This window comes from Paraburkholderia terrae (assembly GCF_002902925.1).
In the GTDB taxonomy this organism is placed as follows: domain Bacteria; phylum Pseudomonadota; class Gammaproteobacteria; order Burkholderiales; family Burkholderiaceae; genus Paraburkholderia; species Paraburkholderia terrae.
On the sequence record NZ_CP026111.1, the window covers coordinates 2,311,900 to 2,328,056 of the forward strand.

Here is a 16,157-nt window from a genome sequence, read left to right on the forward strand (position 1 = left end):
GATGCCTATTTTTTGTTGGACCTGGGCCATTTGGAGTTGACCCACTCTTGCGCGCTTTGCGCTGACCCGCTGTTGCTAATTAGATTGCCAATTTCGTTGATTACGGGTGCTGCGAGAGGATACTGTCCCATTGCTTTGCCGGTCATTTGAGAAATCAGGTTCGTGACAGCATAGTTGCCGGTATCGGGCTTGGCGATCTGCGCAATCCCACCTGCGGCCCATGACGCGACCGAGGCACCTACAGCGATGGCCTCAGCGGATGTTGATACTAACGGGAACGATAATCCAGAGGCAGCGAGCGCCGAGGCCATAGCCGATGTGCGGTCGAATTGCGTGCCAGCAAAACCAGCAAAGTTCGCGGTCGTGTCTCTAACATAGTCGACGTCCGACTTGTCCATCTTGGTAAATGGGCCGGTCACATTCGTCGAGCCTGTTCCCGCTGGTCGACCATAGGTGAACTGGCTTGGCACGTTACCAGGCGTCACTGATCCATAGTTGGCGAGAATGTACCCCTGCAAATCTGGATTAGTCTGGGCGGTAACCTGCGTCAGAATCGGTTTCCCGTCCATCGTCGTTCCGCCCGAAATCCATTGCGCTCCCGAATCGGTCGGTGTCTGACCGATTAGCGTAGCAGGCGCACCCGATTCGCTTGTGCCGTTTGCGCTTACGCCCATTATGCGCAACTGATCCTCAATCTGCGCCTGTGAGTATTTGCCGCCGCTCTTGTCCGCAAGCTGCTTCGCCAGCGGCTTTTCTTCGGCGTGCAACTGCCGGTTATAACGGTCAACGTTATACCCGGAGAACGCGCCCGCATTGCCCCCGACCGCCGCGCCCGCGCCAGTAGCAATCGCGTTCGCAACGATGTTGCCCAGTGCTTCGTTCATGCCTGCGTTGCCGGTCGGGTTCGAACCGGCAATTGCGCCGCTCAGTTCGTTCAGCTTGCCCGCAGCAATCGACGCAATGCCTGCACCAGCCGCGCCGCCGAGCGCATTCCCGCCGGCGAGACCCGCGACGAGCGCTCCGCCTGCCGCCTGCATTTCCGCGCGCGCCGTCCCGCCTTCCTTCCACGCGTCCATACCTGCCTGATCGCCCGCATCCTTCGCTTCCTTATATTTCGAATCGGCGAAGTCGCCGACGCGCCGCGAAACGGCTTCACCCGCCGCGCTCGCCGCCGCCATCATGTCGGCCTGGTTGTTCAGCAGGTTGTTCACGTCCGGCAGTTTCGCGACCGTGCCGTTTGTATTCGACGTATCGCGGTTCAGGCTCGCCACGTCCTGCGTCTGGTGCGCGCTGTCGGTGACGTTGATCGTACCCGCGCTGATACCGCTGCGCGTGGTGGCGCTATCGCTGCCGCTGTCGTTCTGGCTCAACATCGGCGCACCGCCGCCCGCATTCTTGCCGGACGTTGGGCCGTGCGTGCTGTAGTTCGAGCCGCCGTCGCCCGTCGTCGCGCCTGCACTGAACCCGCTCGAATGCGCGTTGTAACTGGACTGGTTCTGTATGTCGGAATACGTGAGCGTGCCCGTCGACAGGTTGTTCTTAGACGCGTCGGCATCGCTCGCGATGGTCGCGCCTTTCAGGTCTGTGTTGCCCTTGACGTTGACGTTGAATCCGCCGTCGCCCGCCTGGATACCTGCCTGTTCGTTCACGCCCGCATAGTTGCCGCTCGCGTTGCCGTGCTGCGAACTGAAACTCGCGCTGCCGCCGCCCTGACTGATGCTGAATCCACCGCCCATGCTTTCCTGATGCGCGTTGCTCGCCATCGTGTCCTGGACGCTCGCGATGTTCAGGTTGCCGCCGACATCGGCATTCACCTGAGCGCCGTTCACGTTCGCGCCGATGATGTTCGTATCGCCGCCCGAAATGATGGTCGCGGTGTTCGCCGCCGTGACATGGGTATTGTTCTGCATCGTCGCGTCGCTGTTCGCGTTGCCGTGGGCCTTCGAAGCTGACGCGTCCACGCCGAATCCCTGCGTGCCATACGACACGCCCACGCTCGCGCTGCTCGACTGGTTCGTGCTGCGCGTCGAATCGGTATCGGTCGTGTTGACGAGATTGACCTGGTTCTTCGCGGCAAGAATCACATCGTTCGCGTTCACGTTCGAACCCGCAATCGTGACATTGCCGCTCCCGGCCTGACCGTTACCTGTCGCGACGAATGCGGCCGTGCCACCAGCCGTCACACTCGAACCCCGGTTCGTCGTACTGTCCTCCGTGTACGTGCTCTTGCTATGGCTGCTGCCGTAACTGAGTTCGATCTTCGCGGACGGTGTCTGACCGTTTGCGAGTTGACCCAACGCCGCACCTGCTGCGCCAAGCGAATCGACTGCGCCGCTGGCCGCTGCCATACCGTGCAGCGTTGCCGCACGGTCGTCCTGACTGCGACTTGCAGCGCGCGCCTGGTCAACCGTGTTCGAAACGGCGTCGATCACAGGAGCCTTGATCGCGAGCGTGAAGCCGCTTTGCTTGACCTCGTGCGTCTCGTCGTGGCGCATCGTGTCGAGCGCTGAATCAATCGTCACATTCGCACCCGCGCCCGTCACGTTTTTCGCCGCGACCAGGTCGCTGCCCGTGACGTGCAGATCGTTGCCCGCCACGATGTTCAGGCTCCCGTTGAGCGAGCCGACCGTGCTGCCGTTGTTCGTCACTGTCGCGTCATGGGTCGTATCCGTCTGCGTCTTGCTGCCGACCGATATGCCAATACCGCCGCCTGTGCCGAGGCCCGACTCGTGCTTCTGGTAGTAGCTGGACGCGTTCTGCGTATCCTGCGACGTGGTGATGTTGACGTTTCCGGCCGCATTCAGGGACACGTCGTTCGTTCCCGCGACAGTCGAGCCTTTGACGGTCAGATCCTTACCCGCGCTGACGTTCACCGTATCGGCCGACACCGTACTGCCGACCCCGATGTTGGCCTGCGTGTCCTGCATCTGGTTCGTCGTCGAGCCATGCACGAAACTGCCGCGCTTGAACTCGACGGCCGAATAGCTGTCGTGTTCCTCGCGTGCCTCGTTGATATCGACGTTGCCCGTGGCCGCAATGTTCGCCGCGCCCGTACCCGCCGAGAGGGACGAACCCGAGAGCGTCACGTTACCTTTCGACGCATCCGCACTGAGCGCAGCGAGTGTGCCGTCGCCGCCCGCGCTGAACGACGTTCCCACCGCCTGCTCGTCGTAGCTGCGAACTTCACCGCTACGGGTCTTGTCGCCGCGCGTGACATCGTCACGGCTGGCCGTGTTCGTCACCGTTGTCGCCGTCAGGTTGCCGCCTGCCACAACCGCCATATCGCCGCCGGCACTGACAGACGCGCCCCTGAACGTCATGTCGTTGCCGCTTTGCATCGCGAGACTGCCGCCTGCACTGATGCCGCCCGTCTGGTTCAGCGTCGTATCGGCGTGCATGAAGTTGTCGGCGTTCTTCGTGACCGACTGCGACGTGTGCGACTCGACCGTGTCGACGTTGATATCGTGGCCCGCTGCAATCTGCGCATTGCCGCCCGCCGCGATGCTCGCACCATGCACGTTCAGGTCGTTACCCGCCACGATCACCATGTCACCCGTCGACGCAATCGTGCCTTGCGCGCCGATCAGCGTCTGGGTCACCTTGCTGTTGCCCGCCGTCGAACTCACGCCTACCGTATCGACGAGCGTCGTATTGAGGATATCGTGACCCGCAAGCACGGCAACCCGGTTGCCCGTGATGCGGCCCGATGCGTTCACGACATCGTTGGACGCCGAGAGCACGGTCGTGCCGTTGTCGGTGCTGCTGCCAATCGAGCCGCCGCGATTGACAATGTTCGTCGCGCTGATGACCGTCTGCGTGCCGCCCTTGATGACGCCCGAATTGGTCGCGCTGCCCGTTGCGTGAATCTCGACATCATCGGCGGAAATGAGTGCGCCCGTTGGTTGCAGGTCATTCGCGTGCGTGTGAGCGAGATAGACGACAGGCGCGAGCACGTTCTGCGTGCTGCCGTCCGGCAACGTCACGGTCTGGTTCACCATCCACACGATATCGCTCGTAAGCGCGTCCATCTGCGCGGCCGTGAGCGTCATGCCGGGTTCCAGGCTGAATTCCTTCGCGACATTCACGCCGTTGTCCATCAGCGCGCGATACTCGTCCTCGTTGTTCGTATAGCCTTGCAGGTATACGCGGCCCGTCAGTTGGGTAATCTGGTTGCGGATCAGCGTCGTCTCGTACAGCCCGTCGCCCAGGCGCTTCTCGACCGTCGACGGGTCGTAGCCGAGTTGCCTGAGCATGTAGTCGCTCGAAATGAAGCTCGTGTAGCTGGTCAGGCGCGGATCGGTGGCGATCAGATACGCCGCGCCAGGTGCCGGGTTGAACGTGTAGAGGCCGCTTTTTGGCAGCGTGATATTCAGCGAACCTGTCGGCCCTGTGACTGATTGCGGCGCGTTGACGGTTTGAATCTGTCCCGTCGCGAGGTTGACGGTCTGCGCGCCGCCGCCCGTGATGCCGCCCACCGTTCCGTTCGCGCCGAGCGTGCCGCCCGTTGCGCCCGTGGCCGAGTTCGCCGCCGTGACGTTCGTATTGTTGATGTCGGTTGCGTTGATCTGCACCGCGTTGTTCGCGATGATCGTGCCGCCCAGGCCACCGATGGCGACCGGCGTCAGGATAACCGTGGGCTGGACCACCGAACCCACGTCGCGCGAAATGTCCTCGTTCCACGCATAGGTTGAGACGATGTCCTGCTTCTGATACTGGTACAGCGTCTGTCCGGTATTGTTGACGGTCGTCCCGCCATAGTTGCCGCTCGCCACGCCGCCGTCCGCCTGGCTGCTGCCGATCTGGATCGAGCCGCCCGCGCCGATGGCGCTAAAGCTGTTGTTCAGCGTGCCGACATTGGCAAGGACCATGTTGCCGCCCGCCATGATCTGAGCCTGTCGCGCCTGTGGCCGGGTGACCTGGTCCTGCTGTGTCGTGGTCGTCGTGTCACGCGCCGACTCGATGCGCTGGTAGTGGTGGTGCGCCTGGTTGTCGCCAGGATATTCCGTGCCTGGATCGTAGTTGACGTGCGGATCGTAGTCGTCCCAATAGGCGACCGTGACCGTGCCGTCACCGTTTGTCGTGAGTGAGTTGTAGTAGATGGTCTGCTGCTGACCGTTGACATTCACGACAAGCACGCGGTCTACCGCATTCGGGCCGCTGGCGGTCGACACGACATCGGCATTGCTGAACATGGCGTTTAGTGGGTTCTTGTAGCCGTTGTCCCACATGTCCTGCGTGCAATAGCCCTTGTCGCCATTGGTCGGCGTGCAGGCCATGTACTTGTCGCGTTTGGTCTGGTGGACGGTCTCGACATCGGTCGTTACCGTGTCGACGGCAGGAGCGGGGCGCGTGTTGGTCAGCGTCTGCGTCGCGATTTCGATGTTGCCCTGGGCGTCGATGGTCGACTGGTCGTTCGTCACCGAGTTCGCGCGGTTCGCGAGCAGCCCGTTGCCGTCGCGCGTGGCGTCGGCCGCGACGTTGATGTCGCCGAGGCTGAATACGTTCGCGCCGCCCGTGATTGAGATATCGGAGCCGTACAGGTTGACGGCCAATGCTGCGGCAATGGCTGCCGCCGCGCCCGTGTTCGCAATGGAACCTGCGTTCAATGTGACCGTGTTACCAACGATCGTCGCGATGTTCGAGAGCGACGCGCTGCGTGTCGTGACGCTCTCGCCTTCGATGCGGCCCGCGTTCGTGATCGCGTTGGCGGCGTTGACCGTCGTGTTCGCAGAGTTGATATCCGCGCCCGCCTGGTTATCGACGTTCGCCGCATTGACCGTCAGTGCATTCACTGCGCCAAGCGTGCCCTGGTTTGTGAAACTGCCCGCCGTCGTGAAGGTGAGACTGTTGTTCGCCTGAATCCGGTTTGCGCCCGTCAGCGTGTAGTCGCCGTTTACGGTGACCGTACCGTCGTTGCCCGCGACAATCCGGCCGTCGCCCGTGAGCGTGCCTGCCGTGACGTTCAGGTTCTGGTCGCTGCCGATTGCGCCGTTCTGGTTCGCAAGTGCGCCCGTGGTGATACCGATACCCCCGCCGCTGCCCGTATCGTTGCCGATGCGTCCGTTAGTGTTGTCTAGCGTCGACGTGTTGAGCGTGACCGCGCCGTTACCGTGGATCGAGCCGCCCGCGTTGATGACGGCTGCGTTCGGGCCGTTGAGCGTGACGTTGTTCGCACCCGAGAGTGTCGCGTTCGTGTTGTCGCCAAGCTGCGCGACGTTCAGCGTCAGGTCATGGCCCGCGACGAGTTGCGCGCCATTCGTGTTCGACAGCGTCTGCGCACTGACCGTGACATCGCCGTTGCCGCCGATCGTGCCCGCGCCCGCGACACCGCCCGTATTGCTGTTCGTGATGCCGCTGGCGCTGATCGTCGTCGCGCCGGAACCCGTGTTTGCGACGCGCCCGTTCGTATTGTCGAGCGTCGCGCCTGTGACGGCGAGTGTTGCGTCTGTGCCATCGGCCTCGATCTGTCCGCCCGTGTTGTCGATTGCGCCTTGCGTCAACACTGTCGCGCTGCCCGTGCCCTCGATCATGCCCGCACGGTTGCCGAGCGTGATGCCGGACGTGACGGATACCGCACCGCCCGCCGTGACCATGCCGCCCGAGTTGTCGACGCTGCCGCCCGCGACCGATACGCCACCATTGCCGCCAATCAGGCCGTTCTGCGTGTTCGTGACCGTGCCCGTCGCCGTGACGCTCGTCGCGCCCGTGCCACCGTTCGCGATTGAACCGCCGTCGTTGGCGACCGACTGCGCGGACATCGCGAGCGTATCGTCCGCCTGGATCGTGCCGCCCGCGTTATTGAGTGCGCCCGCGTCCGTGACCGACACCGTCCGCGCACCGATGTAGCCCACGCTGTTATCGAGCGATGCAACCAGCAGCGTCGCGCCTGTCTGCGCCGCGAGCGTGCCGCCGCGATTCGATACCGCGCCTGCGCGCACGTCGAGCGCGCCGTTCGTCGCAATTGTTCCGCCGTTGCTCGACAGCGCGCCCGTTGCAACCGACAGCGTTCCCATCCCCGCGCTGGCAATCGTACCGTTGTCGTTCGTGAGCGCGACGGGGTCGAGCGTGAGGCTGTCGGCATTGGTCTGGAGCGTGCCGCCCGTATTGTCGAGCGTGCCGGTTACATCGACGGTCGTCGAGGCCGTGCCTGTCTGCGTGATGCTGCCGTTGTGGTTGACGAGGTTCGCCGCGCGCAGCGTGAACTGATCGGCCTGTGTCGTGCCCTGACTGTTGTCGAACGTCGCCGCCGTGATGGATGCCGCGTTGCCTGCCGCAATGGTGTTCGTGTTCGCGAGCGTCGTACCGGCTGACAGCGTCGCGTTGCCGTTCGCCGCGAGCGTGCCGCTGTTGAACAGGGTCTGCACAGCCGTCGCAATCAGGTTCTGGACGGCCGCAATCGAACCTGCGTTCGCGATCTGTCCGGCCTGCAACGCAACGTTCCCATTGCTGCCGATGCTGCCGCTCGCGCCGTTGTTCAGCAGACCGCTCACCGAGAGACTCAGGCCGTCCGAATTGAGCGACGCAATGTGACCGCCCGTGTTGTCAACCGAACCCGCGTGCAGCGTCTGAGCGCCTGCCGCCTGAATCGTGCCGCCCGGGTTCGAGACCGCGCCCGTGATGGCCGTAGTCAGCGTGGAGCCTGAAACGATCTGCCCGTTGCGGTTCGACAGTGCGCCCGCTGTGATGGTCTGCGCGCCGCCCGACGACAGCGCGCCATTGTCGTTCGTGAGCGTGCCCGTTGCACTTGCGTTGAGCGTCGTGCCCGCCGTCGTCGTTGCGCCCGCCAGGTTCAGGTCGCCGTTATTCGCAGCAAGCGCCAGAGCGCCTTTGGCCGACGTGCTGCTGTTCGCCAGATTGATCGATGCGCCACTAAAATTCGCGTTCCCGCCTGCAGCATTGCGGCCCGTCGCCGTGACCGCGCCGGTTGCCGACACTGAAAGATCGCCTGCGTTCGCAATGGTGCCGTCGCTGTTGACGCCCGCGCCGAGCGTGCCCGTCGATGCGACGCTGCCCGCGCTGATGGTCGTGTCCTGCTGCGCGGCGAGTGTGCCGCTATTAGAGAGCGCGCCCGTTGTGTTCGCGCTGACGCTTTGCTGCGCGTACGTCGTGCCGCTGTTGTCGATGCCATCGCGCGCGCTCGCCGTGATATTGCCGCTTGCGTTCGTCTGTCCGGCAAGGACCAGCTTGCCCTGAGTCGTCAGGACCAGGTCGCCCGCCTGCGCCGCCAGCACGCCCCGGTTCGACACGCCAACACCGTTCTCGGTGCCGACGAGCACAATGCGATTGGCATACATGCCGCCGAGGTTGCTCACGTCGATGGAGACACCTGGCGCGGGGCCGCTGCCCGCGATTGTCGTTGCAGCAAGCGTGCCGTAATCGACGGTGTTCGCGCCCGTCACGACGTTCAGGTTCTTTGCATAGATCGCGGCATTGGCCTGCACCGCGCGTGCCAAAAGATCGACCTGGTCAACATTCGATCCATTGAACCCCGCGCCCTGCACGGTGATACTGCCGCCCGTCACACTAAAGCCCGCGAGCGATCCATCGGCCGCGAAGTTGGGCGTGCCTGTGGTGAGTGTCGCGCGTGACGTGTTGATGAAACCGCCGCCGTCGACAAGCAACCCGTTCGGATTCGCGACGATAACCTGCGCGCTCTTACCGGCGACTTCGAGATAGCCGCGCAACTGCGACGGCGAACTGCTGTTGACCTGATTGACGATCACGCGCGCCGCATCGTTCGGCCCGAAGTTCGGATTGCCGTTGATATAGCCCGTCTGCTGTGTGTTGACGATGGTCGGCGAGTTATTCAGGATCGCGCCGTTCTTCTGCACGTCGAACTGGTTGTAGGTGTTCATCGACACGCCCGAACCAGCGGGCTTGTTGATGTTGACCTGTGGAATACCGTTCTGCGTCGTGACAACGCCAGGCGCATGCGCGCCGCCCGGTACGATCTGCGCGCCCGCCATGAGCGGCGCAAGGACGAGCAGCGCGGACAGCGCGAGCTGTCGCAGCGACAGGTTTATCTCCAGTACCCCTGACGCGCGGCCCGTCGCGCGCGTTTCGCCCGCTTTGCCCGCTGCCGTAGTGGTTTCCTCGACGGCAACTAGCATTCCTCTCAGTCGGCTGAATATGAGCCGATAGGCCTTTTGATTCATTTTTTGTTCGTGATGCTTATTTTTTGGAGCGGTAAACCTATCGGAAGGTGAGCGACATTTCCGTCAAGGATTGTCAATGCTCGCGCGAAAGCAACGTTTTGTGGCAATTCGAACTTTTCTGATTGCCGACCGCGTGAAGCCTCCGTCAGGGAATGCGCGGAAGCATGGCGAAAAGCCCTGCTTCTCCGTAGTACGCCGACATGACACTGGCGTTTCGGCATTTCGTGGTCGACGGTCACACACGCTGAACCAATCGGACGGCTCCATGGCGAAGCGGCGTCCGACTATTTGATCGCACGTTGTTCGGAGAACATCACGCGCAGGCCACTCACGACCCATTCTTACAATTGATATGGCATGCTAAGTTTATAAGCCGGATGACTGGCTAAGCCTTAATTTTGCGCAGATGGGCATTCCCGAGGAAGGGAGTTGCGGCCGATACAAACCGACGATACGGCGGTAATCGAAAGCGACTGCAAGGCGTGCTTCGAGGGCAAAGAGAAGTCGCTAACCGCCGCCGTTCGTCGGAATCCAGCTATGGAATACAGCGTAGCATCGGGGCTACGTTGGACCGGCAACCGCGTGAGGCTCTGTGAAATCTGCATCGATCCACATGGAGCGTGGTATCGCCCGGCTTTCTCCCGCGGGACAGATTCAGTGTCGGAACGAGAGTCGTCCCAATTGAAGGAGCCAGACGAAAAACAAAAACCCCGCAAGCCATCGGCTTAACGGGGTTTCAGTATTGAATTGTGGCGGAGAGACGGGGATTCGAACCCCGGATAGGTTATTAACCTATACACGCTTTCCAGGCGTGCGACTTAAACCGCTCATCCATCTCTCCGGCGGGGAGGCGCATTATAGCAGATTCCGCCGCCATTGCCACCCCGTCCGAAAGGCCAGCCATCACGGATGCCGGATGTAGTCCACCAGCGCCCGCGTATACGCGTCCGGCTTCCGGTCCACGAGACTCACGAGCACGGTCACCAGAAACCCCGCCGGCACGCCGAACACGCCCGAGCTGATCGGCTCGATACCGAACCAGCGCGGCCCGACAAAGCCCGTCAGCTGCGTGAAGAATGGATACGTCGACACGATGTACCAGATGCACACCACCAGCCCCGCCACCATGCCCGCCACAGCGCCCAGACGCGTCGTCCGCTTCCAGAACACCCCAAGCACGAGCACAGGAAAAAGACTCGACGCCGCCAGCGAAAACGCCGCCCCCACCAGAAACAGGATGTTCCCCGTATTCAGCGACGCCACGTAAGACGCAAACAGCGCCACCCCAAGCAACAGGATCTTCGAGATCGTCACCCGCTTCTGGCTCGACGCCTCGGGATCGACCATGTGGTAGTACACATCGTGCGAAAGCGCATTGGCGATCGTCAGCAGCAGGCCATCGGCGGTTGAAAGCGCCGCCGCCAGCGCACCCGCCGCAATCAGCCCTGACATCACATACGGCAACCCCGCTATCTCCGGCGCGGCGAGCACGACCATGTCCGGCTGCATCTGGATCTCGCTCCAGCGCACGATGCCGTCGCCGTTCACATCGGCGATGCTCAGCAGGTACGGCTCGACATGCCGCCACTGCATCACCCATTGCGGCAGGTCGGAAAACCGATGCCCGACGAGGTTCGACAGAATCTCGTACTTGATCAGCACGGCGAGCACGGGCACCGTCAGATAGAACAGCGCGACGAAGAACAGCGTCCAGCCGACCGAGCGCCGCGCCGACGCGACCGACGTCGTCGTGTTGTAGCGCGTGAGTATATGCGGCAAGCTCGCCGTCCCCAGCGAAAGGCACAACAGCAGCGACAGGAAATTGCGCAGATGCAGCCGTCGCTCTTCTTCGTTCACGGCGGGAAACGGCTCATGCATCGGCACGGGCGGCGCCGCGCGCTGCATCATCTCATCGCGTTGCTGCGCCCACACGATCTGCGCCGTCGCCGGATCGCGCGGAAAGCGTGCGATGCGCCGCTCCAGATCGGCGATCTCGCGCAGCGGTCCGTTATGCCGCCGCAAATCGTCGAGCTGCACGGTGAGGCGGCCCTTCTCGTCGATATACGACTGCGGCAGGCTGTCGATCTGCGTCTGGATCAGCGCGGCGCGCATCCGGTAGTCGTCGCGTACCGACTGCTCCGACGGCGAATCGCGCACCTGGCGCTCGAGCGACTCGACGCGCTCCATCAGGCGTCCGTAGTTGAGTTGCGGCACCCACCCGAGCCCGTCCTTGTGCGCAATCATCGACACAGGAATCAGGAACGCCACGATCAGGATGATGTACTGCGCAACCTGCGTCCACGTCACCGCGCGCATGCCGCCGAGAAACGAGCACACCAGAATGCCCGCGAGCCCGCAGAAAATGCCGATCGCAAAGTCGACGCCGATAAACCGCGTCGCGATCAGTCCGACGCCCTGGATCTGCGCAACGAGATAAACGAACGAGCACAGAATCGCCGACAGCGCCGCCAACCCGCGCACCGCGTTGCTCGAAAAGCGCGTGCCGAGAAAATCGGGAATCGTGTAGCGCGCAAGTTTGCGCACGTAGGGCGCGAGCAGAAACGCAACAAGGCAATAGCCGCCCGTCCAGCCCATCATGTACGCGAGGCCGTCGTAGCCCGTTGCGTACAGGGTTCCCGCCAGCCCGATGAACGACGCCGCCGACAGCCAGTCCGCCGCCGTCGCCATGCCGTTGAACGCGGACGGAACGCGCCGCCCCGCCACGTAGTATTCGACGAGATCGGAAGTCCGCGACAGCAGGCCGATCACTGCGTACACGGCAATCGGCACGAACAGGAACACGTAGCCGATCCACGTGCCCGGTCCGTTGGCCGCCTCGATGCGCCAGAGCAGATAGATGAAGATCAAAAAGCCGAGCGTGTAGAGCGAATACGAGCGGATCAGCCGATGCGCGAGCTTCATCGGTCGGCTGCGCGCTCGGCGAAGTCGTCGGCCGCGCTGGCTGCGAGCGCACGCAGAAGCGCCGCGTCGGCGCGCTGCATCAGCACGATGTACACGACGATCAACAGCAAGTACACGAGAATCGCGCCTTGCGCACCCATGTAGAACGGCAGGCTGAAGCCCGCAAAACGCGCGTGCTCGAGGTTTCGCGCGATGAGCGGCACGATGAACGACACGAAGAAGCCGATCAGCATCAACGCGACGATCAACATGACGTTGAAGCGCCAGTAGCGCGCGTGCGCGCGCGCCATCGCCGCCGTCACGGGCGGAGGCTCGGGCACGGGGTTGATCGTGAATCGCGATGTGTGGTGTGGCGCGGCCATGCGCCTATTTATCAAAAAGGTGTTGCATCGACAATCGGGGTTGTCCGCGCAACGATTTCGCGCGATGGTTCAAGACGACATCTCAAGCGTACGAAAAAACGGCGCACCCTTATCGGATGCGCCGTTTGCTGCTTCAAGTCTTTACGTCGTCGCGCTTGCGCGCGATCAGCGCGATTCGCCCAGCTGGTCGAGAATCGCCGGATTCTCCAGCGTCGACACATCCTGCGTGATCTCCTCGCCCTTCGCGAGCGAGCGCAACAGGCGGCGCATGATCTTGCCCGAACGCGTCTTCGGCAAGTTGTCGCCGAAACGGATGTCCTTCGGCTTCGCGATCGGACCGATTTCCTTGCCGACCCAGTTGCGCAGTTCCGCCGCGATCTTCGCGGCCTCTTCGCCTTCAGGACGCGAGCGCTTCAGCACGACGAACGCACACACCGCTTCGCCCGTCGTCTCGTCCGGCCGGCCGACCACGGCCGCTTCCGCGACCAGCGGATTCGAGACCAGCGCCGACTCGATCTCCATCGTGCCGAGACGGTGGCCCGACACGTTCAGCACGTCGTCGATACGGCCCATGATCGTGAAGTAGCCGGTGTCCTTGTCGCGCACCGAGCCGTCGCCCGCGAGGTATAGCTTGCCGCCGAGTTCCTCGGGGAAGTAGCTCTTCTTGAAGCGCTCCGGGTCGCCCCAGATCGCGCGGATCATCGCCGGCCACGGACGCTTGACGACGAGAATGCCGCCCTGCCCGTTCGGCACGTCCTGACCCGTTTCATCGACGATCGCGGCCATGATGCCCGGCAGCGGCAACGTACACGAACCCGGCACGAGCGGCGTCGCGCCCGGCAGCGGCGTGATCATGTGGCCGCCCGTTTCCGTCTGCCACCAGGTATCGACGATCGGGCAACGCGAGCCGCCCACGTTCTCGTAGTACCACACCCACGCTTCCGGATTGATCGGCTCGCCGACCGTGCCGATGATGCGCAGCGTCGACAGGTCGTAGCTCTTCGGATGCACTTTCGCGTCGGCTTCGGCTGCCTTGATCAGCGAACGAATTGCAGTCGGCGCGGTGTAGAACACGGTGACCTTGTGCTTCTGGATCATGTCCCAGAAGCGGCCCGCGTTCGGATACGTCGGCACGCCTTCGAACACGACCTGCGTGCCGCCGAGCGCAAGCGGTCCATACGTGATGTAGCTGTGACCCGTGACCCAGCCGATATCGGCCGTACACCAGAAGACATCCGTGGGCTTCCAGTCAAAGGTCCACTTCATCGTCTGCGCGGCCCACAGCAGATAGCCGCCCGTGCTGTGCTGCACGCCCTTCGGCTTGCCCGTCGAACCGGACGTGTAGAGGATGAAGAGGGGATGCTCCGCACTGACCCATTCCGGCGCGCATTGATCCGATTCGCTCGCGGTGATCTCGTGCATCCACAGATCGCGCTTGTCGTCCCAGCCGATCTTGCCGCCCGTGCGCTTATAGACGACCACGCTCTTGACGGCCTCGCAGCCGCCCATCGCGAGTGCTTCGTCGGCGATGTTCTTTAGCGGCAGCGCCTTGCCGCCGCGCATCTGCTCGTCGGACGTAATCAGCGCGACCGCGCCGACATCGACCAGACGTTCGTTCAGCGACTTCGACGAGAACCCACCGAACACGACCGAGTGCGTTGCGCCAATCCGCGCGCACGCCTGCATCGCGACAATGCCTTCAATCGACATCGGCATATAAATGACGACGCGATCGCCCTTCTTGATGCCGCGCTTCTTCAGCGCGTTTGCGAAGCGCGACACGCGTTGCAGCATGTCGTTGTACGTGACGTTGGTGACAGTGCCGTCGTCGGCTTCGAAGATGATCGCGACACGCTCGCCGTTGCCCGCTTCGACGTGACGGTCGATGCTGTTGTACGACGCGTTCAGTTCGCCGTCTTCATACCACTTGTAAAAAGGCGCGTTCGATTCGTCGAGCACCTTCGTGAAGGGCTTTTTCCAGCTGAGCGTCTCGCGCGCCAGCCTGCCCCAGAAGCCTTCGTAATCACGCTCGGCCTCGGCGACGAGTGCCTTGTACGCGTCCATGCCGGACACAGTAGCCTGCGCCGTCACTTCGGCGGAAGGCGGAAACACGCGGCGTTCTTGAAGAACCGATTCAATCGCAGACATCGACTACCCCTTGGTGAAGATGAAACGTCAATCCTTGCGGGTGCGCGCGCGATGCGTGCCAGCCGTGGCCGGCGCAGCGCGTCGCTCCATATCGTCATACCCGTCATCGTGGCGCCGCGCATCATGGTCGCGGCGTGTCTCCCACCCTCGTGCGCATCGGCAGCGATGAGCACACAGCGATTCGGCGAATGACAACTGCGGCGTCGCACGTCGGGCGCGCCGCATGTTTTCATCAGCTTCGATCACTTCCCACGATAAGCGTTGCAACTTACCGCGTTCTTACGTGCGGGTCGAGCGTGTGTCAGGCTAAACACCAGGTGCGGCGACTCGGAGTGCGGCGCTGCAAGCGGAGTGCAAGGCTCGCTATGCGGCGATGTTAGCGCCCTTTTACAATGCTAACTGATCTAGTCGTCCGGATTCCAGCTTGAACCGCTACTCACTGTTCCTCATCGCCGCGATGCTACTCGTCGGCAGCAACGTCGGCATCGGCAAGTCGATTGTCGCGTTCGTTCCCGTTCCCCTCTTTGCCCTGCTGCGCTTTGTGATCGCCATGGCCGTGCTATGGCCGCTCCTGCGCGTGAACAAGCTGCGCCGCGTGAAAGCGGGAGAATGGCTCAATCTCTTCCTGCAGGCGCTGTTCGGCACATTCGGGTTTACGCTGCTGATGCTCAACGGCGTGCATCGGACCAGCGCCGTCGCGGCGGGCGTCATCACGAGCACGATTCCCGCCGTGGTCGCGCTGTTCTCGTGGATCTTCCTCAAGGAAAAGCCGGATCGCCGCGCGCTGGCGTCGATTGCGCTGGCGATCGCCGGCGTGGTCGTCATCAATCTCGCGCACGCGGGCGCCGCCCCGGGCGCATCGAGTGAAAGTTCGTTCGCCGGCAACCTGATGGTGCTCGGCGCGGTTTGCTGCGAATCGCTCTATGTGATCCTGTCGCGCCGGCTCACGCAGACGCTCGCGCCCATCGACATCTGCGCGTACACGCACCTATTCGGTCTGTTGCTGATGCTGCCGCTCGGCGTGTCGTCGCTGTTCGCCTTCCATTACACGAGCGTACACGTCGGCATCTGGGCGCTGGTGCTCTGGTACGGCCTGTCGGCGAGCATCTTCTCGTTCTGGCTGTGGATGAAGGGCATCCGCCATGTGCCGGGCAGTCTCGCCGGCGTGTTCAGCGCGGTGCTGCCCGTCGCCGCCGCGATCTACGGGATCGTGTTCCTCGACGAGCGGCCGACGCTCGCGCATGGCATCGCGCTCGCCTGCGTGGTCGCGGGCATCGCTCTGGCGAGCCTGAAGGCACGGCGCGTGCCGCCCGTCGCTTCGTGACATGAAATCAAAAGGAAGCGAGACATGGCGCGCCGCGGCGCCGTGCTGACTTGCGCCTGCATAAGTGCCCGGGTGCCCGCTTCGACATGGCTGTCACGGATCACGCTGTACAATATCGCGCCCAGCGCGCCTTGCCGGCCGGTTTCGCCGCCGTGCCGCCGACTGCCGGTCGTTCGCTTTTCACGTGATCCGCCGCCGTCGATGCGAGCGCGTCCGTGCCCGCCGTATCCGTCACCAAGAAGCGCC

Annotated in this window: 5 protein-coding genes and 1 tRNA gene; 1 reads left to right on the top strand and 5 read right to left on the bottom strand. The window is 63.0% G+C overall.

Features of this window, described 5'->3' with window-relative positions:
* Positions 1-5: 5 nt before the first annotated feature.
* The 5 genes from C2L65_RS10200 to acs form a co-directional block, all read right to left on the bottom strand.
* The gene (locus tag C2L65_RS10200) at positions 6-9,155 is read right to left on the bottom strand and encodes a hemagglutinin repeat-containing protein (protein ID WP_081921190.1); all 9,150 of its coding nucleotides are present in this window, start codon (positions 9,153-9,155) and stop codon (positions 6-8) included.
* A 750-nt stretch (positions 9,156-9,905) separates the two neighbouring features.
* Positions 9,906-9,996: transfer RNA gene (locus C2L65_RS10205), tRNA-Ser, on the bottom strand.
* Between the two features lie 62 nt (positions 9,997-10,058).
* The gene (locus C2L65_RS10210) at positions 10,059-12,077 is read right to left on the bottom strand and encodes a sodium:solute symporter family protein (RefSeq protein WP_042311624.1); all 2,019 of its coding nucleotides are present in this window, start codon (positions 12,075-12,077) and stop codon (positions 10,059-10,061) included.
* Entirely contained in the window at positions 12,074-12,439 is a 366-nt protein-coding gene (locus tag C2L65_RS10215; RefSeq protein ID WP_042311626.1) for a DUF4212 domain-containing protein, read from the bottom strand. Before C2L65_RS10215 ends, C2L65_RS10210 begins: the two co-directional genes overlap by 4 nt.
* Positions 12,440-12,604: 165 nt before the next feature.
* Positions 12,605-14,587, bottom strand: coding sequence for an acetate--CoA ligase (gene acs, locus C2L65_RS10220; RefSeq protein WP_042311627.1), 1,983 nt, complete (start codon positions 14,585-14,587; stop codon positions 12,605-12,607).
* 424 nt (positions 14,588-15,011) lie between these two features.
* Here acs and C2L65_RS10225 point away from each other — a divergent pair, with 424 nt between their 5' ends.
* Complete coding sequence (locus tag C2L65_RS10225; RefSeq protein ID WP_042311630.1) at positions 15,012-15,911, top strand: DMT family transporter; 900 nt, start codon at positions 15,012-15,014, stop codon at positions 15,909-15,911.
* Positions 15,912-16,157 lie beyond the last annotated feature (246 nt).

What these genes read in the sequence shown, in the direction of transcription:
- C2L65_RS10200 (WP_081921190.1), bottom strand. Translation starts at nt 9,155, where the DNA reads ATGAATCAAAAGGCCTATCGGCTCATATTCAGCCGACTGAGAGGAATG.
- C2L65_RS10210 (WP_042311624.1), bottom strand. Translation starts at nt 12,077, where the DNA reads ATGAAGCTCGCGCATCGGCTGATCCGCTCGTATTCGCTCTACACGCTC.
- C2L65_RS10215 (WP_042311626.1), bottom strand. Translation starts at nt 12,439, where the DNA reads ATGGCCGCGCCACACCACACATCGCGATTCACGATCAACCCCGTGCCC.
- acs (WP_042311627.1), bottom strand. Translation starts at nt 14,587, where the DNA reads ATGTCTGCGATTGAATCGGTTCTTCAAGAACGCCGCGTGTTTCCGCCT.